Genomic DNA, 24761 nt, shown 5'->3' with positions numbered 1-24761 from the left:
ACGAGCTACGAGCTACGACTGGATTCGGGGATAGGGAATAGTTGCCGGGTTTTGGGTATCGGGTAATTGATCGAATGGCGCTTTTGGGCTCGGTGCCCTGATCAGGGTTCGGGTATGGGGGGCGGGGTTCCCGATAGTGAGGCTATTCCTCTTCGTCTTTTTTTCTCTGTGCTCTTGGATGTGCCCCGTCGTACACCTGGGCCAGATGCTGAAAATCCAGATGGGTATAGACCTGGGTGGTGGCCAGGTCGGCGTGGCCGAGCAGTTCCTGGACGGCGCGCAGGTCGCCGGAGGATTCCAGCAGATGGGTAGCAAAGGAGTGGCGCAGCTTGTGGGGATGCAGGTGGTCATCCAGCCCGCGCTCCAGAGCATGGCGCTTGAGGCGTTGCTGGACGCTGGAGGGCGACAGCCGCTTGCCATGCTTGCTGAGAAAAACCGCATTCTCGGTGCTGTCCTTGACGAACAGGGTGCGGGCCTTGAGCCAGCGCTTGAGGGCGGTGACGGCGGGTTTGCCCATGGGCAGCTGGCGGGTCTTGTTGCCTTTGCCTGTCACCAGCAATTGCGCGGCGGACATGTCGATACTGTCCAGGTTCAGGCTCAGCAACTCCGCCAATCGCAGACCACAGGCATAGAACAGCTCCATGATGGCCTGGTCTCGCAGGCTCAGTGGGTCGCCCTTGTCGGTGCCGGCATCCAGTAGTTGGGTCACCTGATCCGCGTCCAGTGCCTTGGGCAGGCGCTTGCCACTCTTGGGGGCGCGAACATCGATTACCGGATTGTCTTTGGCGATGCCTTCACGCATCAAATACCGGTAGAACGTTCGGAGTGTGGAAAGCAGGCGCGCGATGGTCTTGCCGCCTTTTCCCTGGCGGTGGAGCGTGGCCACCAGTGAGCGAATGTCATGTACGGTAATGTCCGCCCAGTCGCGGGACCCCAATATCCGAGAGGCCTCTTTCAGATCTCGCTGATAATTGCTGACCGTATGCGGTGAAAGCCGCCGTTCAGACTCAAGGTGCTTGAGAAAAGAATGAATAGTTAATAGTGAATAATTAATAACGTCAGAAGCGCCGTTCTTTTCACTATTCATTATTGATTATTCACTATTAATTGATTTTTTGGCTGCCTGATGCGGGTACTGACGCAACACTTCGTGCAGACGGCGGCTAAGCACCTGGCCGATATGGGTAATGAACAAGGTGCCCAGGGAACTGCGGAAGTGCATGGCGCTCTTGCTGCCAATGGCCAGCAGGCCGAGCCGGCCCTGATATTCCAGCGGCACCATGGCGGCGGAGCGAATATCGGTGGCGTGATCCTTGAACAGGGCTTCCATCTCTTCCTGGCGCATGGCGCCACACACGGCCTTGCCGTTGCGCAGCAGATGGTTGAGCGCCTGGGGCAGGGCGGTGCTGTCCACACAGCGGATCTGGTTGCGCAGATCGCCGAGAATGGGCACTTCGCGATCGTAGAGCATCAGCGAAACGCGGTCACTGCGGAAGTCATCAGCGAGGCTGGTAAGCAGGTTGCGGAACAGTTTCTCTGCGCTGCGGGCTTCCAGCAGGCTCAGGGTCAGTCTGCGGGTCTTGTCGAAGAGATGGTCGTTTTCACGGGCCACGTCGAGCAGGCCGTTGAGACGGTCTCGCAGCTCGGTGTTGCGCTCGCGCAGGATAGAAGCCTGACGTTCCAGCAGGGAGACGGCGTCCCCTTTGGAATCCGGTAGCCGGATCAGTTCCAGCAGCTCCGGGCGCTGTTCGAAGAATTCCGGGTTGTCGCGCAAATAGGCGGCCACCTGATCGGCGCTTACCGGGCTGTGATCCGTCATCTGTCTATCCTGTGCTGGTGGGGTCCGTCTGTGCGGATTCAGTCAGTCTTGATCTCAATGTTGCCATCATAGACATGGCTGGCGGGGCCTGTCATCCGAATGCCACCGGTTCCGGCATATTCGATCTGCAAACTGCCGCCGGGAAGATGCACGGTGACTTGCTGATCCAGGACGCCGCGACGCTGACCGATCACCACAGCGGCGCAGGCGCCGGAGCCACAGGCCAGGGTTTCGCCAGCGCCTCGCTCATACACCCGCAGGCGCACCTCGTTGCGGTTGATCACCTGCATGAAACCCACATTGACCCGCTCCGGGAACTGCTCGTGGCTTTCCAGAATCGGCCCCACGGTTTCCACCGGGGCGGTGTCCACGTTTTCCACCAGCAGGGTGCAGTGCGGATTGCCAAGGCCTACTGCACCCACTTCCCAGGCTTGGGTGCCGGAGACCAGAAAGTAGCTGTCGGCCTCGGCTTTGGTGGTCATGGGGATGGCATCCGGTGCCCAGCGTGGGGCGCCCATGTCCACGGTCACCTGTTCATCCGGGGTGATAGTGAGCGTCATCAGGCCGGCGGCGGTTTCCACCACCACCTCCTGCTTGTCACTCAGGCCCTGATCACGGACAAAGAGGGCAAAGCAGCGCGCGCCGTTGCCGCACTGGCTGACTTCCGACCCATCCGCATTAAGGATGCGGTAGCGGAAGTCGGCTTCGCCGCCCCGGGCCGGCTGGACGATCAGCATCTGGTCGAACCCGACGCCGAAATGGCGACTGCCAAGGCGACGAATTTCGTCGGCAGGAAACGGCAGGCCGTCCTCTGGCAGTGGTTGATTGATGCCATCAATCACCATGAAATCGTTGCCAAGGCCGTGCATTTTGGTGAAACGCAGGTTCATTGCTGGTGTCCGGTACAGGTTAAAAGTCCATTGTACTCCGGCTGGCGGGCGGCGTCAGGGGGCGGCGTCTTGTTATTGCCACCTGCAGGAGTGCCTCTCGAGGCGCGAACCCGAGCCTTGGCGAAGGAGAAGCATCAGACAACACAACCCAAGGTGCATTGATAAAGGGGATAACCACGCTCAAACTCCTTCCCTTGCTTGGGCTCGGGTTCGCGCCTCGAGAGGCACTCCTACAGGTGCTTCGTAGCCAGAGGATTATCGTGCCGTTGGGTGTACAATGCGCCCCTACACTATTTCAGGCAGCCATCATGCTTTCCTACCGCCACAGCTATCACGCCGGCAACTTTGCCGATGTCCTCAAGCACATCGTGCAGATTGCCATCATCGAGTACCTGAAAAAGAAGGATAAGCCCTTCACGGTGCACGATACCCACAGTGGCGCGGGCAGTTACCTGATCAACAGTGATCACATGCAGAAGACCGGCGAATACCGCGACGGTATCGCCCGCCTGATCGATCAGCGCACCGAGATTGGGGTGATCGACCAGTATGTGAATCTGATCAAGCAGCTCAACCCGGTGGGCAAGTTGATGGAGTACCCCGGGTCGCCGCAGATCGCCGCCAGCCTGCTCCGTGAACAGGACCGGCTGCAATGCACCGAGCTGCACACCACCGATGTGGATCTGCTGCAAAAGCGCTTTGCCAAAGACAAGCGCGTGCGAGTGGAAAAGATGGATGCCTGGCAGGGTTTCAAGGCCATGCTGCCGCCGGAGCATCGCCGCGGCATGGTGCTGATAGACCCATCCTACGAGCTGGAGAAGGATTACCGGGAAATGCTCCCGGCCCTGCGCATGGCCATGGAACGGTGGAGCACCGCGACCTATGCCATCTGGTACCCGGTGATGGATCGCAACCGCACCGAATCCTTCCTTCGTCAGTTCATGAAGGCCGAGATCCCCAACATGCTGCGTCTGGAATTGTGTGTGCGCCCGGACGCCTCCGGCCGCGGTATGACCGGGTCGGGCATGTTGGTGATCAACCCGCCCTATACCCTGGCCCAGCACATGGCTCAGGCCATGCCGGTTTTGAAGAAGTTGCTGTGTGATCCGGAAGGCCACACCCTGGTGCGTCAGCTCACGGATGAAGCCCCCACATGAGTGTGGAGCAGGGTGGCGCGCAGTTGAGAGAGGCTCGCCGGGACGATGCGGCAGAATTGCTGCGGCTGATTCGCGAGCTGGCCCGCTATGAAAAAGCCGAGGATCAGGTAGAGACGGGCGAGACCCAGCTGGCGGCCACCCTGTTTGATGACGGCGCCACCGCCCATGCCATTGTGGCCGAACAGGAAGGGCGGCTAGTGGGCATGGCCATCTACTTCTTCAATTATTCCACCTGGCAGGGGCGCAACGGCCTCTACCTGGAAGACCTGTTTGTGGAGCCCACTTGCCGTGGGGCCGGGCTCGGCAAGGCGCTGCTGGCCCGGCTGGCCGCCATTGCCGTGCAGCAGGGCTGTGGCCGTTTTGAGTGGAGCGTGCTGGACTGGAACACCCCGGCCATCGAGTTCTACCAGAGCCTGGGGGCCGAGCCCCAGTCGGAGTGGATCCGTTACCGGCTGGACGGCGATGCCCTGAATACCCTGGCACGCACGGCCTCGTTCTGACACCACCAGTCTCCGACGGTCGGCGCTGCACGGGCTTGTGAGCGCTGGTAGACTGCGCCGTTTTCTGCGCCCCGGTAAGTGCTTACTGCTTGCCGGAAGCGTATAACCGGAAGCATCGTAGTGATGACTCCATGACAGAAAGCGCCGCCATGACCGAGACCCGAATCCGCCGCCCTTCCCTTGTGGATGCCCTGTTCCCGATCCTTGTGCTGATCAGCCTGCTGGCGGCGGCGGTGTATCTGTATGGCGATGATGCGTCCTACGGTCCCAACCAGATTGCCCTGTTGTTTTGCGCCGGTCTTGCCTCGCTGATCGGTTTGAAGAACGGCCTGACCTGGCGGGAACTGGAAACCGCCATGATTCAGGGTATCTCGGTGGCGCTGGGCGCCATTCTGATACTGCTGATGGTGGGTGCCCTGATCGGCACCTGGCGGCTGGCAGGCATCGTACCGTCCCTGATTTATTTCGGCCTCGAGTTGATGAACCCGTCGCTGTTCTATGCGGCTGCCTGCCTGATCTGCGCGATCATCGCCCTGAGCATCGGCTCCAGCTGGACCGTGGCTGCCACCGTGGGTGTGGCGCTGATCGGTGTGGCCAGCGGGCTGGGGTTATCCCTGCCGGTGGCCGCTGGGGCGGTAGTGTCCGGGGCCTATTTCGGTGACAAGATTTCCCCCCTGTCTGAAACCACCAACCTGGCGCCGGCGGTGGCCGGTTCCGAACTGTTCGAGCACATCAGGCTGATGCTGTGGACCACGGTGCCCTCCATTGTCATTGCGCTGCTGATCTTTCTGGTAATGGGCCTGAACACGGAAATTCCTGCAACCGGTGTGGATCGTATCGCGCCGTTACTGGCTGGACTGGAGAGCCAGTTCCATATCTCCATCATCCATCTGCTACCGCTGGGGCTGTTGTTGTTCATGGCACTCAAGCGCATGCCGGCCCTGCCGGCCATTTTTATTGGTGCGTTGGTGGGCGGTGTCTGGGCGCTGCTATTCCAGCAGGATGCCATTGCCGTGCAGGCTGGGGTGGCCGATCCGGGTTGGCAACAGACCCTGCAGGTGATCTGGCAGACCTTCTTTGCCGGTATCAACGTGGATGCCGGTGATGCCGCGCTCAATGACCTGCTCTCCGGCGGCGGCATGGCCTCCATGATGAACACCGTCTGGCTGATTATGTGCGCCATGACCTTTGGCGCGGTAATGGAAAAAGCCGGACTACTGGCGCGCCTGATTGAGGGCTTGCTGGGCATGGTGAAAGGAGCGGCCGGTCTGATTACCGCCACCCTGGGCACCTGTCTTGGCAGCAATATCCTCACCGCCGACCAGTACATTTCCATCATCATGCCGGGGCGCATGTTCCGCGAGGAGTATGAGCGCCAGGGGCTGGCGCCGGTGAACCTGTCCCGTGCCCTGGAAGACGGCGGCACCATCACCAGCCCGCTGATTCCCTGGAACACCTGTGGCGCCTACATGCAGTCGGTGCTGTTGGTGCCCGTGACAGACTATCTCTTCTTCGCGTTTTTCAACCTGATCAATCCGGTGCTGGCACTGGTGTATGCCTGGCTAGGTATCAAGGTGCTCAGGCTGGAACCGCCTGCGGTGAGAGCTGCACAGCAATAACGGGTCTGTGAACTGCAGGGCGGTGGTTATTCTTCGTTGAAAAGCAACACCAGGGTGCCGCCGCGCAGCGCGCTGCCGTAGTTCAGGTTGATGCCGATGCCCACGTTGTCTACGAAGGGGATATTCATCTTGCGTATATCCAGCAGCCAGCCAACCCCTGCCTCATAGTAGTAATGGTTGCCCAGCGGGCCATCCAGATCGCCACCCAGATCATACCGTGAGGCCTGCAGCCAGACATTCTGGCCGGGCAGGATTTGGGTGACATAGGGGTGGCGCCAGCGGGCGCTGTTGGACCAGTACCAGGCTTCCGGTTGCACATCGTGGGCGGTTTCGCCGGTGTCGAAGGTGCGGCCGTGCATGTAGTGCAGGCTGCTGATCAGCTTCAGTTCGGCATCCCTTCCGCCCACAAACCAGGTGGCACGGACATGGGGCTCTGCCTGCCAGGCGTTGGCGGAATAGTTGGTGATCAAGCCGTCAAATAGCGGAGCCAGCGCCTGGGATTCGGGGGTGTTGAAGTCGGTGCGATTGCGATAGCGCTGCCAGTTCAGATTCAGTCCGGCGGCCAGCCCCACATAGCCATTAAGCCGGTGCCGAACTTCACCGCCCAGCGTCAACGTCGTGATTGAGCTGTCGATGGCGTCCACGGTACTCATGTCGGAGCTGACGATCTGGGTTTCCTGTCGCTGGCCCAGGTAAGCGGCCTTGACACCCAACACCAGGGTGTTGCTGTCCTCCCCCAGCGGGGTGCTCCAAGTGTAGGGAATCGAGAGGGTAGAGAGACGCTGACGCAGTTGCTGAGCTTCCAGTGAGCCCAGATTTTCATCTTCCAGACCGATGAAATTGTTCGGGTCAAAATCCCAGAAACCAAAGCGCACCGCATCGCCGCCATTGAGCAGGATGGCGGTGACATAGCTTTCTGCCAGGCTAAGGCGGATCACCTTGTCCAGCGGTGTTGCAGCCCGGGACGGGGCGGCGACAGCGGCAAGGAGAGCGAGCAGGAAGAGGTGTCTTGTCATGATCAGAGTGAGAAGTGACTGAGATGCAAGTTAAGCACAAATCTCGCACCTGTTTGCACTGTGGGAGCGGTCGTTCGACCGCGGTCTTTGGCTGGAAAGGGGGCGCGGTCGCACCCGGAGGGCATGGCAAGCGATCGCTCCCACGGATATGCCTGTCCCCATACAAAGAGGCCGCACCCGGCATCCGGGCGCGGCCTCTTGCGTTGCTGTCAGCGCCCAACCGTTTCCGCGTTGTTGCGTGAGCGTCCAGCATGTTGCGTCTCTTTACGGAAGAAGTGACTCCAGCTTGAGCTGCTCCTCAAAGGTTTCTCGCTGGCGCACCACAAAGGCCTGGTCGCCATCCACCATGATTTCGGCGGGGCGGTTGCGGCTGTTGTAGTTGCTGGCCATGGCGAAGCCGTAGGCCCCGGCACTGCGCACGGCGAGCAGGTCGCCGGTTTCCAGGGACAGGGCGCGGTCCTTGCCCAGGAAGTCGCCGGTTTCACATACCGGGCCAACGATGTCCCAGGTGCGGCAGTCTGCATCGTGGGGTTTTACCGGCACGATGTTCTGCCAGGCGGAGTACAGGCTGGGACGAATCAGGTCGTTCATGGCGCCGTCGACAATGGCGAAATTCTTGTGTTCGGTGGGCTTGAGGAACAGCACCTTGGTGATGAACAGGCCGGCGTTGGCGGCAATGGATCGGCCTGGTTCAATGTGTACCGGCAGATCCCCGGGGATGTGCTTGAGCAGGGCCTGCACATAGGCTGCACGATCTGGCGGAGTCTCGTCATCGTAGGTCACGCCAAGGCCGCCACCGAGATCCAGATGGTGAATCTCGATACCCAGTTTCTGCAGTTGTTCCAGCAGCTTCAGCACCCGCTCCAGGGCGTCTTCGAACGGGTCGAGACTGGTGAGCTGGCTGCCGATGTGACAGTCGATGCCGAGAATGCGGATGTGCGGCATCTCGTGGGCGCGCTGGTACAGGGCCGGGGCCTTGTTGATGTCCACTCCGAACTTGTTGTCTTTCAGGCCGGTGGAAATGTACGGGTGGGTCTGGGCATCCACGTCCGGGTTTACACGGATGGAAATGGGCGCTTCCATGTCCAGCTCGCCAGCCACCAGATTGAGCAGTTCCAGTTCGGCGGCGGATTCCACATTGAAGCAGTGAATGCCGACCTTGAGGGCGGCAGCCATTTCCGCGGCGGTTTTGCCAACGCCGGAGAAAACGATCTTGTCCGGTTCGCCGCCGGCACGCAGTACCCGCTCCAGTTCGCCGCCGGAAACGATGTCGAAGCCGGCGCCCTGGCGGGCGAGAACATTCAGCACCGCCAGGTTGGAGTTGGCTTTCACCGCATAGCAGACCTGGTGCGGGTGGTCGCCGAAGGCTTCATCGAAAGCCTGATAATGACGCTCCAGGGCGGCCCGAGAATAGAGGTAAAGGGGCGTGCCAAAGCGATCCGCCAGTTGTTCTACGGGCAGCTCTTCGGCAAACAATTCACCGTCGCGGTACTGAAAGGGGTCCATGATCAGTCCTGTTGGTCGTCATCTTGCTGAGCATCGTCAGCGGGGGCTTGAGCGGGCTGTTCGGCGGCCGGCTGCACAGGCTCATCGGGCGCAAAATACAGTGGGCCTTTCTGGCCACAACCGGCCAGCAGGGCAAGCAGGAACAGGGCGGAAACACGCATTATCCGGCTCCGAATAAGGTAGGGCGGAAATGGCCGCAACCATCTCCGCCGGGAATATCAGATGCCCGCCATCAAGGCGGGCATGCACTCAGGCGTTACCGGTATTGTCCAGTGCTTCGCGGGCGCGGGCAACGGCGGCACGCACCTGATCCGGGGCAGTGCCACCGATGTGGTTACGGGCACTCACGGAGCCTTCCAGTGTCAGCACTTCGAATACATCGTCCTCGATCTGGTCGCTGAACTGCTTGAGTTCGGACAGGGACATGTCACCCAGGTCTTTCTTCTTCTCCACGCCGTAGGCCACGGCCTTGCCGACGATCTCGTGGGAATCTCGGAAGGCGATACCCTTGCGTACCAGGTAATCGGCCAGATCGGTGGCGGTGGCAAAGCCGCGACGGGCCGCTTCGCGCATGACCTCACGGTTGGGTTCCAGCGCCGGGATCATGTCACCAAAGGCACGCAGACTGCCCTTGATGGTGTCCACAGCATCGTACAGCGGTTCTTTGTCTTCCTGGTTGTCCTTGTTGTAGGCCAGCGGTTGCGACTTCATCAGGGTCAGCAGGCTGATCAGGTGGCCGTTGACGCGGCCGGTCTTGCCGCGCACCAGCTCAGGGACGTCCGGGTTTTTCTTCTGCGGCATGATGGAGCTGCCGGTGCAGAAACGATCGGGCAGGTTGATAAAGTTGAACTGGGCGCTGGTCCACAGCACCAGTTCTTCACTGATCCGTGACAGGTGGGTCATGGTCAGCGCAGCCAGGGCACAAAATTCAATGGCAAAGTCGCGATCGCTGACTGCATCCAGGGAGTTCTCGCAGACGCCGTCAAAACCGAGCAGCTCGGCAGTGCGCTGGCGGTTGATCGGATAGGTGGTGCCGGCAAGCGCGGCGGCGCCCAGCGGCATGCGGTTGACCCGCTTCTTGCAGTCGAGCAGGCGCTCGCGGTCACGCTTGAGCATCTCGAACCAGGCCAGCAGATGGTGGCCAAAGGTCACCGGCTGAGCCGTCTGAAGATGGGTAAAGCCGGGCATGATGGTGGCGGCTTCGCGTTCGGCCAGGTTCAGCAGACCCTGCATCAGGTACAGGTACTGCTCTTCCATGATCAGCATTTCGTCACGTAGCCAGAGGCGAATATCCGTGGCCACCTGGTCGTTACGGCTGCGGCCGGTGTGCAGCTTCTTGCCGGTGATGCCAATCTTGTCAGTGAGGCGCGCCTCGATGTTCATGTGCACGTCTTCCAGGGCCACGGACCACTGGAATTCGCCGGCTTCGATCTCCTTCTGGATTTCCGCCAGGCCATTGATGATGGCGTCGCGTTCTTCCTCGGTGAGCACACCCACTTCCGCCAACATGGTGGCGTGGGCCTGGGAGCCAAAGATGTCCTGACGATACATGCGCTGGTCGAAATTCACGCTGGCGGTGAATTCCTGCACGAACTGGTCGGTGGATTCGCTGAAGCGGCCGCCCCAGAGTTTGTTCTGCTGCTTGTCAGTCATCGTCTTGCTCATCTAAAGCCGGAATTGCGGGCGCGCAGTATAGCAGGGACAGGGGGCTCCCTGAATAACTGAGTGCAGGCAGATGCTCCCGTGATGATGCGGTGGCGCCTGAAAACAATCCCTTGGGGCTGAAGCGATGTTCAGGTATAAGTGTTTGAAGACTCATAATTTCTACTGACAAGGAGCAGGAATGGCGGCCACGGAAGAGCAGCCCTCCTCAAGCTTTCTGCCGGATTTGTGCAGCGCCCGTGCGGTGCTGGTGGTGGTGGTGGTGGGGGAACTGCTGGCGTTGGTGGTGACGCTGGTTGCCACCTATTACGATGATTTCAGCCTGGCCAGACTGGCGAGCACTTCCTTGTTTGTGCAGTGGGTAGGCCTGACCTCGGCAGCCCTGGTGTGCCAGCTTCGCCCCCGCCTCAATCGTCTTTCTCCGGATTTGGCCGCCGTTGCGGTGGTGTTGCTGGTGGTGGTGGATACGCTGGTTTTCAGTGTCATCGCCAACGCTGTGATGGGTTGGGTGGAAGGTATCCTGTCAGCGGTGCCGCTGTTCAATGGGGAAACCCTGGTCAACGGCTTGATTGCGGCCATCATCACCGGGCTGGTGATGCGCTATTTCTATGTCCAGGAGCAATTGCGGCAAAAAGGGCAAGCGGAGCTGCAGTCACGGATCCAGGCCCTGCAGTCGCGGATTCGCCCCCATTTCCTGTTCAATTCCATGAATATCATTTCCAGCCTGATCGCGGTGGATCCAGATGCCGCTGAGCAGGTGGTGGAAGATCTCTCTGTATTGTTCCGTGCCAGCCTGAAAAGCACTGGGACAGCGGCGTCGCTGGAAGATGAGCTGGAGTTGTGCCGACGCTATATCCACATCGAACAGCTCCGCATGGGCGACCGTCTTCAGGTAGGGTGGGACATTCAGGTGGATGCCGCAGGGGTGTCAATTCCACTGTTAACCTTGCAACCCTTGCTCGAAAATGCCATTTATCATGGTATTCAACCATTGGCTGCGGGAGGTCTGGTGACCATCCGTGCCGTGGAAGCGGACGGAATGCTGGTGTTGTCGGTAAGCAATCCCAAGCCTTCCGGCGATGGTCATCACAAGGGTAACCGCATGGCGCTGGAGAATATTCGCCATCGTCTGGAAGCCCTGTATGGTGATCAAGTGGTGGTGGAAGCCACACCACAAGAAAAAGAATATGAGATCGAGATTCGATATCCGCTGCAACGATAAGGGACGAAAATTATGCGGGTACTAGTGTGTGATGATGAACAGCTGGCCCGGGATCGACTGAAGCGTTTGGTCGAGAAAGCCGACAACGTGGAAGTGGTTGCCGAAGCGGCCAATGGACGTGAAGCCATTGAGCAGGCCCAGGAGCATCGCCCGGACGTGGTCCTGATGGATATTCGCATGCCGGAAATGGATGGCATGGAGTCGGCCGAGCATCTCAGCAAGATCGACAATCCGCCGGCGCTGATCTTCTGTACCGCCTATGATGAGCACGCCCTGCAGGCCTTCAAGGTTCATGCGGTGGACTACCTGCTCAAGCCGGTCAGTCTCAGTGACCTGGAGATGGCCCTGTCCAAGGCGCGGACCCTGAACCGGGTGCAGCTGGCAGAGCTGGGCCGGGAAGTCAGCGAGGACAAACCCCGTCGCCGGGGTCATATCAGTGCCCGCACCCATCGGGGGCTGGAGCTGGTGCCGGTGGATGACGTGCGCTATTTCCTGGCCGACCAGAAGTACGTCACCGTTTGTTTCAGTGAGGGTGAAGTGCTGATTGACGAAACCCTCAAGGACCTGGAAACGGAATTTGGCGAGCAATTTGTGCGGATTCACCGCAATGCGCTGGTAGCGCTGCGGTATATCGAGGGGATGGAACTGGCGACGGCCGGTCATCATCAGGTGCGGCTACGTGGTATTGATGAGCGTCTCACGGTTAGCCGCCGCCATGTGGCTGGCCTGCGCAAGGTGCTGCAGAGTCTTTAGAGGGTGACAGATCGGGTAATTAACAGGCTTGCCCGGTCATGCTAGCCTTGGGCTCTGCTGGGGGTTGCCCAAAGAATTGCCTCAAATAACAACAACAGGAAAAACGCCATGAAAAAATTACTTATGCTGCTCGCCAGTGCCGTGCTGCTCAGTGGCTGTGCCACTGCCACCATGCCGGTATCCGGTCTGCTGTATGCCAATGTGAAGGCGCCGCTGACGGCAACTGCCTCCACTGAGAAACCGACCCGCGTGGGCCGTGCTTCCACCCGTTCCATCCTTGGCCTGATCGCCTCCGGCGATGCCACCATCCAGACCGCCGCCCGCAACGGTGGCATCACCGAAATCCATCATGTGGATTACGAAGCGCAGAACTTCTTCGGGGTGCTGGCGGAATATACAGTGGTGGTGTACGGCAACTGATAAAGACAGCTACGAGCTTCAAGCTTCAAGCTACAACGCGGCATTGAGGCTTGTGCGGGCTGCAACACCGGGGCCGCGTCCAGAATCTGGGCGCGGCCCCGGTCGTTTAAAAAGAGTAGGTCTCGATCCGGGTGAGTGGTCTTGTGGCTTTTTATTCAGCCTCTCCGGCTTGCTCGGCGTGTAGGGACGCGGCCCAAAACGTGAAGCAAACACCATCCTTTACGGCGCGTTGTAGCTTGCAGCTTGAAGCTTGCCGCTGCTTTTCCTGTAAACTAGCTTTTCATTTGAACAACAGGATCCCCCATGTCCCGCGAAATCTTGCGTATCGCCACCCGTTCCAGCCCGCTGGCCATCTGGCAGGCCGAGTATGTGCAGCAGCGTCTGGAAAGTCTGCATGACGGGTTGAGTGTGGAACTGGTGCGGATCAAGACGCAGGGGGACAAGATCCTCGATACCCCGCTGGCCAAGATCGGTGGCAAGGGGCTGTTTGTTAAGGAGCTGGAAGAGGCGATGATGGATGGCCGTGCGGACATCGCCGTGCATTCCATGAAGGATGTGCCCATGGAGCTGCCGGCAGGCTTTGTGCTGCCGGTGATTTGTGAGCGGGAAGACCCCCGCGATGCCTTTGTGTCCAACACCTTCGAAAGTTTGTCCGCGCTGCCCCAGGGCGCCTGCGTGGGCACCTCCAGCCTGCGTCGTCAGGCACAGGTGAAGGCCAACCGGCCCGACCTGGTGGTGAAAAGCCTGCGTGGCAATGTACAGACCCGTCTGGGCAAGCTTGATGCCGGTGAGTTCGATGCCATTATCCTGGCGGCCGCGGGTCTCAAGCGTCTGGAGATGCATGAGCGCATCCGTTACGAGATGCCCCCGGAAGAATCCCTGCCTGCCGTGGGCCAGGGTGCTGTGGGCATTGAATGTCGTGAAGGGGACGATCGCACCATCGAACTGCTGAGCCCGCTCAGCGATGCGGACACCTGGGACCGGGTGGTCGCCGAGCGTGCCATGAATCGTCGCCTGGAAGGGGGCTGTCAGGTGCCGATCGCCGGGTTTGCCCTGCTGGAAGGGAATGAACTGTGGATGCGCGCGTTGGTGGCTGAGGAAGACGGCAGCCGGGTGCTGCATGCCGAAGGCCGTGCCCACCGGAGTGAGGGCGCAAAGCTGGGCGTCCGTCTGGCTGAAGAGCTGCTGGGGCAGGGGGCCGATGCGATCCTCAAGGCCCTGTACGACCGTCACTAATCATGCAGATTCTGGTCACCCGCCCGGCAGGTCAGCAGCAGGCATTGATGGATGCCTTGCAGAAAGCGGGTTATCAGGCGGCACATTCTCCCGCTCTGGTGATTGAGCCGCTTCCGGTGGACGGTGACACTCGCCGGGTGTTGATGGATCTGGATCTGTTCCATGCGGTGTTTTTTGCCAGCGCCAATGCGGCGCGGCTGGCGCTGACCGCCATGGCAGACCTGTGGCCCCAGTGGCCGGTAGGCGTGCACTGGCTGGCCGTGGGCCGGGCCACGGCGGCAGAGCTGGAGGCCTGGCACCTTCAGGGGGAACGGCCCGAGCAGGGATTCAATAGCGAGGCGGTGCTTGCCTTGCCCAGCCTGCAGGATCTGACCGAGAAAAAAGTGCTTATCTGTCGTGGTGACAGTGGTCGGGAATTGCTCGCGAACACGCTGACCGATCGCGGTGCCGAGGTGACAGCGCTGCCGTTCTATCGACGCTTGCCCAATCCGCATTTTCAGGTGCCTGCGGGGTGTGACTGGATCATGGTCACCAGTGTGGACAGCTGGCGTGCGCTCTCAGATTATGTGCCCGCAGGGTGTGGCATTGTGGCCGCGGGGGAGCGCGTGGCCGAGGCTGTTGCCGGGCAATTTGGTGGCGAGATCCGGGTGGCGGCCAGCGCCCATGATGAAGATATGCAGTCTGCCCTGCCGGTAGTGCCTGAACAGACCTGACGCAACACATTACATTGTTTAATGGACACAAGGCCTTGCCCCCATTAAGGTTTTTGAAGTGTCGCCCTTACCGATAATCAGAAAACAGAATATGGAGCTGTCATGACGCAGGACCGTCTTTTTTCCCGCCAGACCGGAGCGGCCCGTTGGCTGGTGCTCGTTATTCTGATTCTTGTCGCAGCGATCGCAGCCGGCGCGTGGTGGGGCTGGCAGGAGTATCAGCGTCTGGAGGCCGACAAGGCGGATGTGGTCGGCCGGATGGAAACGCTAAAGGCCGAGATGGCTACCCAGCGTAGCGAAGTGCAAGGCGCCCTGGCTGCGTTTGAGAAAAAACAATCGGAACAGGCTGCCCAGAGAATCAAGGATCAGGCGATCCTCACCGACATGAAGACCGGTGGCCAGAAACTCTGGCTTATCAACGAAGCGCGTGCCTTGGCGAGTCTGGCCAGTCAGCGTCTGCTACTTACCCAGGATGCCATGGCGGCTCGCCGCTTGCTGGAGGCGGCCGACAACGTGCTCGCACGTCTTGATGATCCTTCCGTATTGCCTGCCCGTCAGGCCCTGGCCGTGGACATGGATAAGCTGAGTCGCGCCGGCAAGGTGGATGTGCAGGGCATGGTCCTGCAACTGGGGGCGCTGCGCCAGACCGTTGCCGAGTTGGCGGTACCGACGGAAGAGGCGCCGCCGGAACGGGATTTGCCGGACATCAGTCAGCCCTGGTGGCAAGACTTGCTGGATCGGATGCCGGTGAACATACGCCATCACGAAGGGCAAGTGCCCTTACCGTTGTCCGCCGAGCAGGCTTCATTGGTCCGCCTGACTCTGGATGGCAGTCTGCAGCAGGCCCAACTGGCCCTGATGCAGGGCCGTGGGCAAGCGTATCAGCAGGCTCTTGCCAATGCCGAGTTGACCCTCAAGCAGTGGTTCCGCAACGACGATCCTCGTGCCTCTCACATGCGTGATGTGATTGCGGAAATGGGCGGACGTCAGGTGGCCTATGTGCTGCCCGAGATTGGCGCCGGGCTGGCTGCCATCGAAGCCCTCAAGCGCAAGGAAGGTGACGCATGAAGAAAATAGTTCTGCTGGTCGTTGCCGCGCTGGTCGCCGCTTTGGTGATGGGGCGCTGGATGGCGGCGGACTCAGGCTATGTGCTGGTGATCCGGGATGATTTCTCCATGGATGCCACGCTGGGTTTTGTGGTGTTGATGCTGATCGCTTCGGCCGTGGCGCTGGTGGTATTAACCCTGCTGGGTAACGCCGCATGGAATGCACTGGAACCGGTTCGTGCGACCAGCCGCTGGAAAAAATCGGTAGCCTCACGTCGTCTTCGCAGTGGTTTTCTGCAGCTGGTGGATGGCGAACTGGAAAAATCCGAGCGCCTGCTGGTGGCGGCGGGTGAAGACGGCGATTGGCCTCTGCTCGCCTGGCTGCTGGCCGCTGAAGCGGCCCAGGAGCAGGACAATATTGATGCCTCTCAGCGCTATCTGGAAAAGGCCGGCAGTGATCAACGTGGCCGTCTGGTGGCGGGGCTGATGAAAGCCCGTTTTGCCCTCGACGATGGCTACCCGGACCAGGCGCGCCAGGAATTGAAGGTGCTGGCGGACATGGCACCGCGTAACAAGCGCATTCTGCGTACCTATGCGCAGGTGCTGGAAAGCCAGAAGGACTGGACGGCCCTGTGCAAACTGATGCCGCGTCTCAAGCGTGCCTTCGGTGACGGAGAGTCCCGCCGGGAGCGCCGTGCCTGGCTGGCACTGCTGCAGGAGACTGCGCGCAAGCCAGGCTTCAATGATGCGGACAGCCGCCGCGAGGAGCTGCGCAAGCTCTGGAAGGATGTGCCGGTTCAGCTCAAGAATGACCCGGCCATGGTTGCGCGTTATACCGGCTTTCTCGCCCAGTTGGGAGGAGGCAAGGGCGCCCTTAATCTGGTTCGCGAACAGCTGGAGATGCAGTGGGATGATCGTTTACCGCCGGTGCTGGAAGCGATTGATGATGTCTCTCCGGATGATCTTTTGCAGGTGCTGGAACGCTGGCTGGAACAGCGTCCGGGCAATGCGGCGGTACTGATTACCGCAGGGCGTGTGGCACTGAAAGCACGGTTGTGGGGCAAGGCGCAGGGCTTCTTCGAAGCGGCCGCCAATTCCAGCCAGAGTGCTACTGCCCTGGCTGAACTTTCCCGGCTTTATCAGGCCCTGGGCGATTCCACCAAGGCCATGAAGACTTTTGAAAAGCGTCTGGAAAACCTGCAGGGTGAGTTGCCGGCGTTGCCGTTGCCGGACAAGGCGCTTTAAGAGACGCATCACGCTTCATGTAACACGAGAAAAAAAGCCGCGCCCAAGGGTGCGGCTTTTTTGTTTTGGTGCATCGTCCGGTGTTGCCGCAGGAGCCTGCCTCCAGGCGAAAAATGCGAGTTACGAGGAGCAAGTTTCGAAAAGCAAGAAACACCACGGTTGAAGGGTTTTCACAACTTGTCTCCCGTAATGCCCTGGATTTGACGCTTCGCGCGGTTCGTCCCTCGAGAGGAACTCCTACAGAAAAAAGGGGGGTCAATCCCGGGGTGCGTAATCGAACACGTCGCAGTGAATGTTGTTAGCGGGGACGCCTTCTTCCACCAGCGCATCAAACACGGCCCATGCCATGGGCGGGGACCCACCGAGGAAGAACAGGGGCAGATGCGGTTCGCTGAGGGCGGCGAGGGCGGCTTCGTGCACCAGGCCTTGTTGGTGATCCGGGTGCTGCATGTCGGACAGGGCGGTAGTGCCTTCGAAGTCCTTCAGCTCTTCCGTCCATTGCCCCGGCAGATCAGGCAGGTAAAGATCCTGGGTTGTCCGGGCTCCCCAGAACAGCCGTACGGGTTGCTGGAAATCCAGCGCCACCAGTCGTTCGATCATGGCCTTTACCGGTGCAAAACCGGTGGAGCCACAGATGAACCACACCGGCTGGTCAGGCGCCTGATCAATAAAACGAATGCCGGCGGGCAGGGTGACGCTGACCGTGCTGTCGCTGTTCAGGCTGGCCATGATGTCCTGGGCGGCGCTGTTGTCGTCGCCGTGGCGGATGTGCAGCTCGATCTGGCGCCCCTGGCAGGCATTGGCGATGGAGAATGGATAGCACTCGCCATGCAGGTTCAGCATCAGGTACTGCCCCGCATGCCAGTGGATACGCTTGCCAGCGGGCAGCTGTAACCAGGCACGGCTAACATCGTGATTGAGAGACTCAATCCGGACGATCTGGCAATTGAGGGTATGCACCGGCAGTTCGCCGGGGGCCGTCACATCTGTCACGCTAATCTCGCAATCGCTCAAGGGATAGGCAACGCAGTATAGCACCTGAGTGCTGCCGGCATCGCCCGCATGAATGGTGTGGTTTTTTTGCAGAACGTGACCAGAGGTCAATCCGCCTTCGCAGCGCAGGCAGTTGCCATTTCGGCAGGCCGTGGGAAAGCTGAAGCCGGCCTGCTGGCCGGCTTCAATAATCTTCTGCTCTGCACGGCAGGGGAAGGTGTCCTTGCCGTTGACGGTGATGGTGAATGTGGTCATCAGCAGGTAGGTATGCGTTGCGAGTTACGAAACGCGAGTAGCGAAAAGCAAAAAATACAGAGGGTTCTCCGGGGTCTGCTTTTCGAAACTCGCCGCTTGCAACTCGAAACTGCGTTTAACCGCCCACACCCACAAACAGGGCTACGATACAGCCCATGCCGAAGGCCCAGACCAGGGTGCGTGCGCTGGCCCAGTCGGCCACATAGCAGACGGTGAACATGACCCGGCTGAGGACGAAGGCCAGTGCGATGCCGTCGATAGTGCCCTGCGGCGCCGTGGCCGCCATATGAGCAATGATCACTGCGGCTGCAAAGGCCGGTGTGACCTCAAAACCGTTTTGCTGGGCCCAGTGCGCGCGCTTGCGGCTTCCCTCAAGGGTTTCCAGAAACTCGCGAGGATTGTGGTTCTGTTTGGGGCCGAATCCGCCCTGAAACTTGGCGATGCCGGTGGACAGGTAGGGCAGAAAGATAGCGGCAAGCACGCACCAGTAAGCAATGGTCATGAGGTTCTCCTTGGTTTTTTAAATGTTCTTGGGGGCAGGAAGGTGGAGACAGGAGCAGTTCAAAGTTTCATGTTGAAACGCGAAGAAAGAGCCTGCGATTTCCAGCTCTGACGCTCCGCGCTTCACGGGTATGGTGCGTGGGCAGGGCATTTGAAACTTCGATAAACCCTTTCCGCGCTTTTAAACCTTGAACTTTCAACTCTGCCCCGCCGCCGCGGCCACCAAACCCGCTTCGGCAGACTATCTTAACCGCCGTCGCGTTCTCGTGAGACCGAGGCTAGCAGGCTACGCTCGATTATCGCAAAACGATCCTGCCCCCATACCATGTCATCTTGCGTCATAAAGCTGGGCACGCCCCAGCTGCCCGCTGCCATCATAGCGCTGCGATTATCCTCGGCGCGGTCGCGCCAGCTGTCGTCGTCGAGCCAGCGCCGCGCCCGGTTCCAGTCGAGGCCGGCATTCTCCACCAGGAATTTCAGACCGCCATCGCTGGCGGCATTGATCCCCTGGCTCCAGATGCCGGTGGCGGCAGCGCGTAACCATTCGCGCAAGCGTCCTTCCTTTTCGGCAAAGGGCCACAGGGCCATGCAGCGTTCCACCCCGGCACCCACCGGATCGCACACCCGGCCAAAGGGCACATCGTGCAGGCGGGCTTCACGGGCGGCGTCCTTGAGAATGTAGAAACGTTTTTCCTTCGGTACGCTCAGGCCGCGCATCACCATGGGTAGCACCGGGCGGATCTTCAGGTCCAGCCCGTAGTGATCCGCCAGCGCGTAGGTGCGCGACAGGGCGATGTAGGAGTAGGGGCTGCGGAATGAAAAGAACAGTACCAGCGGCTTGCCTTTCAGGGACGCTTCGCTGCGAGTGAGCAAGGCCCGTTTGGCGCGGCCATAGGGAAGCGGCCAGTCCCGTGTGCCAAGACCAAGCTCATTGAGCCGACGACCGAGATGATCCAGGCGCTCCACGCTCCAGTACCATTCGCCCTGATAGAGCAGGGTACCGGTGAGATAATGGCCATCGTTGAGAAACTGGTCGCGACGGGCCTCCAGGGCCAGTTGAGCCCGGTCGGCGGGCATCTGTCCATGTTCGCTGAGCAAGGCTTCCAGCCTGTCATGGTCATGGCGCCACAGCGCCTCTGACAGCGCTGCCGCCAGGCTCCAGAAGCGCTCATCCTTTTCGTGACGCAGCAGACAGCGGGTGGCTGCGAGGCTGACTTCCCGCTGGGGCAGCTGCCAATCTTGCGGAAAACTCAGGTCGTGCAGCTGTGCCAGTTGGCGTGCATCCCGCGGAGCCAGCTCGGCGAGCATGTCGGCGGCAGGGTACATCTGCTGGTCCAGATACAGCACCACTTTCGGGGTGATCTGAATGCCGAAGTGGCGGGCAAACCGGGGTAGCACCTGGGCCATCAGCACCGAGTAAGGGTCATCAATGCGGAAGTAGAACGTGGCCTGGTGGGGTTGGCGGCGCAGCACGCGACGCCACTCCAGTAGTCTGCGACGGAACTGTTGCAGGCCCTCACTGGTGATCAGGCGGGCAAACAGGGGCATCAGCTTGTGTTTGAGGCTCATGCGGTTGGCTGCTCCTTCGGCAGGGGAGGTGTTGTCGATCGTTCGACTATAACGCAAGCCCTCGCTGTGAATCCGTGAAAACAATTAAAAGCAGGGGGCGTGGCGTTGTCTGCTGTTCGCGTGAAACCTCCGGGGTTGGTCGGGCCGTAACTGTGAGCACAAAAAAGGCGGCCCTGAGGCCGCCTTTTCTGGCGTGCAGATCAATCGCCGATCTGGCTGAGATCCCGAACTGCACCCCGGTCGGCACTGGTGGTCAGGGCCGCGTAGGCCTTCAGCGCGGTGGAAACCCGGCGCGGACGAATTTCCTTGGGTTTGAAGGCCAGCTTGCCACGGTTTTCCATGTGCGTGCGGCGGTGGGCCAGCTCCTCATTGGTGATATCCAGGTTGATGGTGCGGTTGGGGATATCGATGGCAATGGTGTCGCCTTCTTCCACCAGGGCAATGGCGCCGCCCTCGGCAGCTTCCGGAGATGCATGGCCGATGGACAGGCCAGAGGTGCCGCCGGAGAAACGGCCATCGGTGAGCAGGGCACACTGCTTGCCCAGCCCCTTGGATTTCAGGTAGCTGGTGGGGTAGAGCATTTCCTGCATGCCCGGGCCACCTTTCGGGCCTTCATAGCGGATCACCACCACGTCACCAGCCACGATCTGATCGCCAAGGATGGCGCGCACCGCAGAATCCTGGGATTCGAACACCCGCGCACGGCCGGTGAAGGTAAGGATCGAGTCGTCGACACCCGCGGTTTTCACGATGCAGCCGCGCTCGGCGATATTGCCGTAGAGTACGGCGAGGCCACCGTCCTTGCTGTAGGCATGCTCGTAGTTGCGGATGCAGCCGTTCTCGCGGTCATCATCCAGGCTCTCCCAGCGGGTGTCCTGGCTGAAGGCGGTCTGGGTAGGGATGCCGGCAGGGCCAGCGGTAAACATCTTGCGCACGCCCTCATCCTGGGTGCGCATGATGTCGTAATGCTCCAGTGCCTCCGCCACGGTGGCCGAATGCACCATGGGGATGTCGCGGTGCAGCAGCCCGGCGCGGTCCAGCTCCCCAAGGATGCCCATCACGCCACCGGCGCGGTGCACATCTTCCATGTGGTATTTCTGGGTGGCCGGCGCCACCTTGGACAGGCACGGCACCTTGCGGCTCAGGCGGTCGATGTCTTCCATGGTGAAGTCCACTTCCCCTTCCAGGGCCGCCGCCAGCAAGTGCAGGACGGTGTTGGTGGACCCGCCCATGGCGATGTCCAGACTCATGGCGTTCTCGAACGCCTGCACGGTGGCGATATTGCGCGGCAACAACGCTTCCTCGTCCTGCTCGTAATAGCGTCGGGTGATATCCACGATGCGACGGCCCGCTTCCAGGAACAGCTCGCGGCGGTCGGCGTGGGTGGCCAGCAGGGAACCGTTGCCCGGCAGGGACAGGCCCAGGGCTTCGGTCAGGCAGTTCATGGAGTTGGCGGTGAACATGCCGGAGCAGGATCCACAGGTGGGACACGCGGAGCGCTCCACCTCGTTGAGCGTCTCGTCGTCCACGCTGTCATCCGCTGCCATCACCATGGCGTCCACCAGATCCAGCTTGCCCTCGGCCAGCTTGGTCTTGCCCGCTTCCATGGGGCCGCCGGAGACGAAGATCACCGGGATGTTCAGGCGCATGGCGGCCATCAGCATGCCGGGGGTGATCTTGTCGCAGTTGGAAATGCACACCAGCGCGTCGGCGCAGTGGGCGTTGGCCATGTACTCCACGGAATCGGCAATGATGTCGCGGCTGGGCAGGGAGTAGAGCATCCCGTCGTGGCCCATGGCGATGCCGTCATCCACCGCAATGGTGTTGAATTCCTTGGCGATCCCGCCGGCCTTCTCTACCTCGCCGGCCACCAGCTGCCCCATGTCCTTCAGGTGCACGTGACCGGGCACGAACTGGGTAAAAGAGTTGGCGATGGCAATAATCGGCTTGCCGAAGTCACCGTCCTTCATGCCCGTGGCGCGCCACAGGGCACGGGCGCCGGCCATATTGCGGCCATGGGTGGTGGTACGGGAGCGATACTGCGGCATGGGAACCTCGTAATGGTCAGTAACTGTGCATAAGGGGAGACATTGTAACCCACAGAGGGGGCGTTCTTGTAGGCGCCATGCGCCGCGTGGTCTGGGCCTGGTTCATTGGAGGTCTGGGTTGCTGTAGGAGCACCTCTCGAGGTGCGAACCTGCGGTGATGGTGGTCCCCGCCTGGATGGCTTGCTGCCAACCTGTGATGCCATCGAACCGATAACCGTGAGTGTCCTCGCCGGACGGGCCCAAAGGGGTGCTACGCGACACCCCTCTGGCATTCCGGCCATTCCCCGGTATGGGAATGGCGCTCCAGCGGGCAAAACATGTTTTGCAAACCCCCGCTTCCGCCCCCTTGCCCCGACTCCGTTCGACCCGCTTCGCGGGCACACTCCGGTACTCGCCCTGTGACGGACGCAAAAAAGACTCGCTCCGCTCAGACAGGTTTTTTGCTCTGCGCCGTCACAGGGCTCCGTTCCTCGACTCACTCTAACGGGGAGGATGCTGTGTGGATGTCGTTGGCGTATTTATTCCGAAGCACGATATTTAAATGATGGCGCGGGTCGTGCTCAACAGATGGGTCCTAATCTTTGTAGGATATGACTTACAGAAAAAGCTAACCGGTTGATATAAAGTGATTTTAATAAGTCATGTGAAGCGGTTAAGTGCACCTGATTCCCGGAAATAAGCCGCACGTTCGAGTTTTGCCAGACGAGAAAGTCTCGCGTTTGCTCGTTAAGGTGCTGAAAGTAAAGTGCTTTTCGGATATGTGCCCTTTGGTCCATTAAGAATTATGTCGAAAAAAGATATGTCGAACCGTTCGACTGAATACGCTGTTATGTGTAAAGGCAGGGTGCCATGAGGGCTTCTGAGCACGACAGAAAACTTAAAATCAGTAAGCTTAATTTGACGAGTGCGTTATTGAAGCTTACTCGAGGTGAGTTTGTTCACGAAGATCTGGAGTTCAGATGCAATGAGCCAAAGTATTACCTTGAGTCGGAAGCTTTTTATCCGTCTGGCCTGGACGTAACGCCTCTGTGGGAGTCAGACCACACAATAACAGGGTTCTATTTTGACGGGGCGACGCCTGTTTTCGTTGTTTACTGCGTTGATGGTCTGGATGAGGTCAGAGAGGTAGGCAGAAGCGTCGAGGATTTGATCGGTTATCTTGTAGAGGAATATGCTGAGAATGAAGAGCAAGTTAGAAGTGTTTTATCAAGCCAAGGGGTCACATAACAATCAGCTGCACCGGATAAATTTTCGCTGTCATCTTTTGTGCATAATTGCGCACAAAAGCCGCCATCGCAAATTTACTCGGTGAGCTGAGCGTTAAATGGCTCTGCTTTTTTATGGCAGCGTAAGCTTCCAAGTCGGTGCCATGAGCGAGCAACTGGGTGCCGTTAGAAAAATAATAGGTTGTGGCTCGGTGTTCCCGTTCGTTGTGGGCGGCCACATTTCAGGTTGGGGGTATCTTCAAGTCTTCAGTTCTTGCGGGTGCCAAAATTCAGCTCTGGTTCGCAGGCTCACATCGTGCCCTTAGGTAGGGTGGGTGTATCGCCACTTAACCAGGCAAGGCAGCGGACGCAAAAACACGCGCCGCTGCTCGCAGCGTTAACTGTAAAAGCAAGCTATGGACGAAACTGAGAAAATCGAAATGTTAGCTGATGCGTTGAAAATTGCTAAAAAAATATTGGCGGGTGACATTGACCCTAACATTGGTTGTGCCAAGCTCGGAGAAATCAACCGTGATCTTGATTGGCCAACTGAGCTGGCAGCATTTGGTCTTCTTGCGCACGAACAACACGACCATGAAAATATAGGCATCACGGCAGAAAACTGTATTCCGGAAATTATCGATGAATGTACCAAGTTGGTTTCCAGTCATAGTTAACAAGCGCAGGCACGGCGACGGCTTTTTCGTTGCGGCTTCGCCACTACAAAGCCGCGCGTGCTGCGGGCGTTAGAGCGCACAATGTTGGAGAATTTATTTAGGAAAAAGAGACGCATGAGGGTATTGCCTGATCAATCCACTCGGGAGATTACTGACGCTAAGGCGAGGCTCGGAACCGAGCTGCGCGCGGCTCTATACCTGTACAACGAAGACAAGTTCATTGTGTGCTCGATTGCCGGAATTTCTGAGTTTGGAGATCCGGTTGTTCTTGATGCAAACGCTACAGACGAAGCTTTAGGCTTGGCTCTCTGCGACAAATTATTGGCATTCCGTATGAAAAATGATCAGGGCTTGTCAAAGTTAAAACTTGACGACTGGAGCGCCTATAAAGCTTCTGGCGCTAAGACAGGTAAGGCATTTGAAAAAAAGTGCATTTATGTCTATGTAAGAACGGTAAATTCAGCCATTAATATTGAGGCAGCCCCAAGAATCAGCAATGAAAAAGAGCTGAAGGCACTTTGCTCAATATCCAATGGACGTAAGCACTCAGAAATTGGAGCCGCCGTTCGGAAGGCAATTGGTGCGGCAACATTATTACGAAATGCAGGCATGCTCTAACAAACGGCTGCACCGGACAAATTTCCGCTGTCACCTTTTTTGCGGAAAGCGCAAAAAAGCCGCCATCAAAAATTTGCTCGGTGAGCCGGGC

24 protein-coding genes are annotated in these 24761 nt (G+C 59.4%); 13 read left to right on the top strand and 11 right to left on the bottom strand.

Features of this window, described 5'->3' with window-relative positions:
• Positions 1-142: 142 nt before the first annotated feature.
• From xerC to dapF, 3 genes are read right to left on the bottom strand one after another with little or no spacing between them, the layout of a single operon-like run.
• A complete protein-coding gene (xerC, locus tag GQF00_RS07200) occupies positions 143-1087 on the bottom strand; it encodes a tyrosine recombinase XerC (protein ID WP_161318495.1) in 945 nt (314 codons plus the stop codon).
• A gap of 6 nt (positions 1088-1093) precedes the next feature.
• Positions 1094-1819 carry a DUF484 family protein gene (locus GQF00_RS07195; protein ID WP_161318494.1) on the bottom strand — a complete coding sequence of 242 codons (726 nt, stop codon included), beginning with the start codon at positions 1817-1819 and terminating at the stop codon, positions 1094-1096.
• Between the two features lie 38 nt (positions 1820-1857).
• Positions 1858-2709 (bottom strand): diaminopimelate epimerase, encoded by an 852-nt coding sequence (dapF, locus tag GQF00_RS07190; protein WP_161318493.1) that lies wholly within the window; start codon positions 2707-2709, stop codon positions 1858-1860.
• Between the two features lie 308 nt (positions 2710-3017).
• On the opposite strand from dapF, the gene GQF00_RS07185 reads away from it, so the two are divergent.
• The 3 genes from GQF00_RS07185 to nhaC all read left to right on the top strand — a co-directional run bounded on the left by GQF00_RS07185 (position 3018) and on the right by nhaC (position 5985).
• Entirely contained in the window at positions 3018-3866 is an 849-nt protein-coding gene (locus GQF00_RS07185; protein ID WP_161318492.1) for a 23S rRNA (adenine(2030)-N(6))-methyltransferase RlmJ, read from the top strand.
• Positions 3863-4366 carry a GNAT family N-acetyltransferase gene (locus GQF00_RS07180; RefSeq protein ID WP_161318491.1) on the top strand — a complete coding sequence of 168 codons (504 nt, stop codon included), beginning with the start codon at positions 3863-3865 and terminating at the stop codon, positions 4364-4366. The genes GQF00_RS07185 and GQF00_RS07180 overlap by 4 nt, the downstream gene beginning before the upstream one ends.
• Positions 4367-4497: 131 nt before the next feature.
• Positions 4498-5985, top strand: a complete 1488-nt coding sequence (nhaC, locus tag GQF00_RS07175) for a Na+/H+ antiporter NhaC (protein ID WP_237440435.1) — start codon at positions 4498-4500, stop codon at positions 5983-5985.
• Between the two features lie 26 nt (positions 5986-6011).
• Here the strand turns inward: nhaC and GQF00_RS07170 are convergent, their stop codons facing one another.
• The 4 genes from GQF00_RS07170 to argH form a co-directional block, all read right to left on the bottom strand.
• A complete protein-coding gene (locus tag GQF00_RS07170; protein ID WP_161318490.1) occupies positions 6012-7001 on the bottom strand; it encodes a Solitary outer membrane autotransporter beta-barrel domain in 990 nt (329 codons plus the stop codon).
• A 264-nt stretch (positions 7002-7265) separates the two neighbouring features.
• The gene (gene lysA, locus GQF00_RS07165; protein ID WP_161318489.1) at positions 7266-8507 is read right to left on the bottom strand and encodes a diaminopimelate decarboxylase; all 1242 of its coding nucleotides are present in this window, start codon (positions 8505-8507) and stop codon (positions 7266-7268) included.
• A 2-nt stretch (positions 8508-8509) separates the two neighbouring features.
• Positions 8510-8668: a lipoprotein gene (locus GQF00_RS07160; protein WP_161318488.1), complete on the bottom strand. Its 159-nt coding sequence runs from the start codon at positions 8666-8668 to the stop codon at positions 8510-8512.
• 88 nt (positions 8669-8756) lie between these two features.
• Positions 8757-10160, bottom strand: coding sequence for an argininosuccinate lyase (gene argH / locus GQF00_RS07155; RefSeq protein WP_161318487.1), 1404 nt, complete (start codon positions 10158-10160; stop codon positions 8757-8759).
• Between the two features lie 190 nt (positions 10161-10350).
• Between argH and GQF00_RS07150 the strand changes: the two genes are divergently transcribed.
• From GQF00_RS07150 to GQF00_RS07120, 7 genes are all read left to right on the top strand, one after another.
• Positions 10351-11391, top strand: a complete 1041-nt coding sequence (locus GQF00_RS07150) for a sensor histidine kinase (RefSeq protein WP_161318486.1) — start codon at positions 10351-10353, stop codon at positions 11389-11391.
• Between the two features lie 12 nt (positions 11392-11403).
• Positions 11404-12144, top strand: coding sequence for a LytTR family DNA-binding domain-containing protein (locus GQF00_RS07145; RefSeq protein ID WP_161318485.1), 741 nt, complete (start codon positions 11404-11406; stop codon positions 12142-12144).
• Between the two features lie 108 nt (positions 12145-12252).
• A complete protein-coding gene (locus tag GQF00_RS07140) occupies positions 12253-12564 on the top strand; it encodes a TRL-like family protein (protein ID WP_161318484.1) in 312 nt (103 codons plus the stop codon).
• A 303-nt stretch (positions 12565-12867) separates the two neighbouring features.
• Complete coding sequence (gene hemC, locus GQF00_RS07135; protein WP_161318483.1) at positions 12868-13800, top strand: hydroxymethylbilane synthase; 933 nt, start codon at positions 12868-12870, stop codon at positions 13798-13800.
• Between the two features lie 2 nt (positions 13801-13802).
• Complete coding sequence (locus tag GQF00_RS07130) at positions 13803-14513, top strand: uroporphyrinogen-III synthase (protein ID WP_161318482.1); 711 nt, start codon at positions 13803-13805, stop codon at positions 14511-14513.
• 102 nt (positions 14514-14615) lie between these two features.
• Positions 14616-15581 carry a uroporphyrinogen-III C-methyltransferase gene (locus GQF00_RS07125; RefSeq protein ID WP_161318481.1) on the top strand — a complete coding sequence of 322 codons (966 nt, stop codon included), beginning with the start codon at positions 14616-14618 and terminating at the stop codon, positions 15579-15581.
• Positions 15578-16804, top strand: a complete 1227-nt coding sequence (locus GQF00_RS07120; RefSeq protein ID WP_161318480.1) for a heme biosynthesis HemY N-terminal domain-containing protein — start codon at positions 15578-15580, stop codon at positions 16802-16804. The genes GQF00_RS07125 and GQF00_RS07120 overlap by 4 nt, the downstream gene beginning before the upstream one ends.
• Before the next feature lie 255 nt (positions 16805-17059).
• Here the strand turns inward: GQF00_RS07120 and GQF00_RS07115 are convergent, their stop codons facing one another.
• The 4 genes from GQF00_RS07115 to ilvD all read right to left on the bottom strand — a co-directional run bounded on the left by GQF00_RS07115 (position 17060) and on the right by ilvD (position 22170).
• Positions 17060-18052, bottom strand: a complete 993-nt coding sequence (locus GQF00_RS07115) for a 2Fe-2S iron-sulfur cluster-binding protein (RefSeq protein WP_161318479.1) — start codon at positions 18050-18052, stop codon at positions 17060-17062.
• 115 nt (positions 18053-18167) lie between these two features.
• Complete coding sequence (locus GQF00_RS07110; protein WP_161318478.1) at positions 18168-18554, bottom strand: MAPEG family protein; 387 nt, start codon at positions 18552-18554, stop codon at positions 18168-18170.
• 245 nt (positions 18555-18799) lie between these two features.
• On the bottom strand, positions 18800-20122 hold the full coding sequence (locus GQF00_RS07105; protein ID WP_161318477.1) for a DsbA family protein: 1323 nt from the start codon (positions 20120-20122) through the stop codon (positions 18800-18802).
• Positions 20123-20322: 200 nt separating this feature from the next.
• Positions 20323-22170 carry a dihydroxy-acid dehydratase gene (gene ilvD / locus GQF00_RS07100; RefSeq protein WP_161318476.1) on the bottom strand — a complete coding sequence of 616 codons (1848 nt, stop codon included), beginning with the start codon at positions 22168-22170 and terminating at the stop codon, positions 20323-20325.
• 849 nt (positions 22171-23019) lie between these two features.
• On the opposite strand from ilvD, the gene GQF00_RS07095 reads away from it, so the two are divergent.
• The 3 genes from GQF00_RS07095 to GQF00_RS07085 all read left to right on the top strand — a co-directional run bounded on the left by GQF00_RS07095 (position 23020) and on the right by GQF00_RS07085 (position 24670).
• Positions 23020-23397 (top strand): hypothetical protein, encoded by a 378-nt coding sequence (locus tag GQF00_RS07095; protein WP_161318475.1) that lies wholly within the window; start codon positions 23020-23022, stop codon positions 23395-23397.
• 394 nt (positions 23398-23791) lie between these two features.
• Positions 23792-24052 (top strand): hypothetical protein, encoded by a 261-nt coding sequence (locus GQF00_RS07090; protein ID WP_161318474.1) that lies wholly within the window; start codon positions 23792-23794, stop codon positions 24050-24052.
• A gap of 81 nt (positions 24053-24133) precedes the next feature.
• Positions 24134-24670 carry a hypothetical protein gene (locus GQF00_RS07085; RefSeq protein ID WP_161318473.1) on the top strand — a complete coding sequence of 179 codons (537 nt, stop codon included), beginning with the start codon at positions 24134-24136 and terminating at the stop codon, positions 24668-24670.
• The last annotated feature ends 91 nt before the right edge of the window (positions 24671-24761 follow it).

Origin of the sequence: Alcanivorax sp. DP30 (genome assembly GCF_009882945.1) — a bacterium.
Taxonomy (GTDB): Bacteria; Pseudomonadota; Gammaproteobacteria; order Pseudomonadales; family Alcanivoracaceae; genus Alcanivorax.
This window is presented reverse-complemented; position numbering and strand designations above follow the sequence as displayed.

Bases quoted from the DNA above. Each gene is read 5' to 3' on its own strand.
- GQF00_RS07105 (WP_161318477.1), bottom strand. From the start codon at position 20,122: ATGAGCCTCAAACACAAGCTGATGCCCCTGTTTGCCCGCCTGATCACC.
- GQF00_RS07140 (WP_161318484.1), top strand. From the start codon at position 12,253: ATGAAAAAATTACTTATGCTGCTCGCCAGTGCCGTGCTGCTCAGTGGC.
- GQF00_RS07130 (WP_161318482.1), top strand. From the start codon at position 13,803: ATGCAGATTCTGGTCACCCGCCCGGCAGGTCAGCAGCAGGCATTGATG.
- GQF00_RS07090 (WP_161318474.1), top strand. From the start codon at position 23,792: ATGGACGAAACTGAGAAAATCGAAATGTTAGCTGATGCGTTGAAAATT.
- GQF00_RS07185 (WP_161318492.1), top strand. From the start codon at position 3,018: ATGCTTTCCTACCGCCACAGCTATCACGCCGGCAACTTTGCCGATGTC.
- GQF00_RS07180 (WP_161318491.1), top strand. From the start codon at position 3,863: ATGAGTGTGGAGCAGGGTGGCGCGCAGTTGAGAGAGGCTCGCCGGGAC.
- GQF00_RS07145 (WP_161318485.1), top strand. From the start codon at position 11,404: ATGCGGGTACTAGTGTGTGATGATGAACAGCTGGCCCGGGATCGACTG.
- hemC (WP_161318483.1), top strand. From the start codon at position 12,868: ATGTCCCGCGAAATCTTGCGTATCGCCACCCGTTCCAGCCCGCTGGCC.
- GQF00_RS07125 (WP_161318481.1), top strand. From the start codon at position 14,616: ATGACGCAGGACCGTCTTTTTTCCCGCCAGACCGGAGCGGCCCGTTGG.
- GQF00_RS07170 (WP_161318490.1), bottom strand. From the start codon at position 7,001: ATGACAAGACACCTCTTCCTGCTCGCTCTCCTTGCCGCTGTCGCCGCC.
- ilvD (WP_161318476.1), bottom strand. From the start codon at position 22,170: ATGCCGCAGTATCGCTCCCGTACCACCACCCATGGCCGCAATATGGCC.
- GQF00_RS07115 (WP_161318479.1), bottom strand. From the start codon at position 18,052: ATGACCACATTCACCATCACCGTCAACGGCAAGGACACCTTCCCCTGC.
- GQF00_RS07085 (WP_161318473.1), top strand. From the start codon at position 24,134: ATGTTGGAGAATTTATTTAGGAAAAAGAGACGCATGAGGGTATTGCCT.
- GQF00_RS07160 (WP_161318488.1), bottom strand. From the start codon at position 8,668: ATGCGTGTTTCCGCCCTGTTCCTGCTTGCCCTGCTGGCCGGTTGTGGC.
- GQF00_RS07195 (WP_161318494.1), bottom strand. From the start codon at position 1,819: ATGACGGATCACAGCCCGGTAAGCGCCGATCAGGTGGCCGCCTATTTG.
- argH (WP_161318487.1), bottom strand. From the start codon at position 10,160: ATGACTGACAAGCAGCAGAACAAACTCTGGGGCGGCCGCTTCAGCGAA.
- dapF (WP_161318493.1), bottom strand. From the start codon at position 2,709: ATGAACCTGCGTTTCACCAAAATGCACGGCCTTGGCAACGATTTCATG.
- GQF00_RS07150 (WP_161318486.1), top strand. From the start codon at position 10,351: ATGGCGGCCACGGAAGAGCAGCCCTCCTCAAGCTTTCTGCCGGATTTG.
- GQF00_RS07110 (WP_161318478.1), bottom strand. From the start codon at position 18,554: ATGACCATTGCTTACTGGTGCGTGCTTGCCGCTATCTTTCTGCCCTAC.
- lysA (WP_161318489.1), bottom strand. From the start codon at position 8,507: ATGGACCCCTTTCAGTACCGCGACGGTGAATTGTTTGCCGAAGAGCTG.
- nhaC (WP_237440435.1), top strand. From the start codon at position 4,498: ATGACAGAAAGCGCCGCCATGACCGAGACCCGAATCCGCCGCCCTTCC.
- xerC (WP_161318495.1), bottom strand. From the start codon at position 1,087: ATGAATAGTGAAAAGAACGGCGCTTCTGACGTTATTAATTATTCACTA.
- GQF00_RS07095 (WP_161318475.1), top strand. From the start codon at position 23,020: ATGAGGGCTTCTGAGCACGACAGAAAACTTAAAATCAGTAAGCTTAAT.
- GQF00_RS07120 (WP_161318480.1), top strand. From the start codon at position 15,578: ATGAAGAAAATAGTTCTGCTGGTCGTTGCCGCGCTGGTCGCCGCTTTG.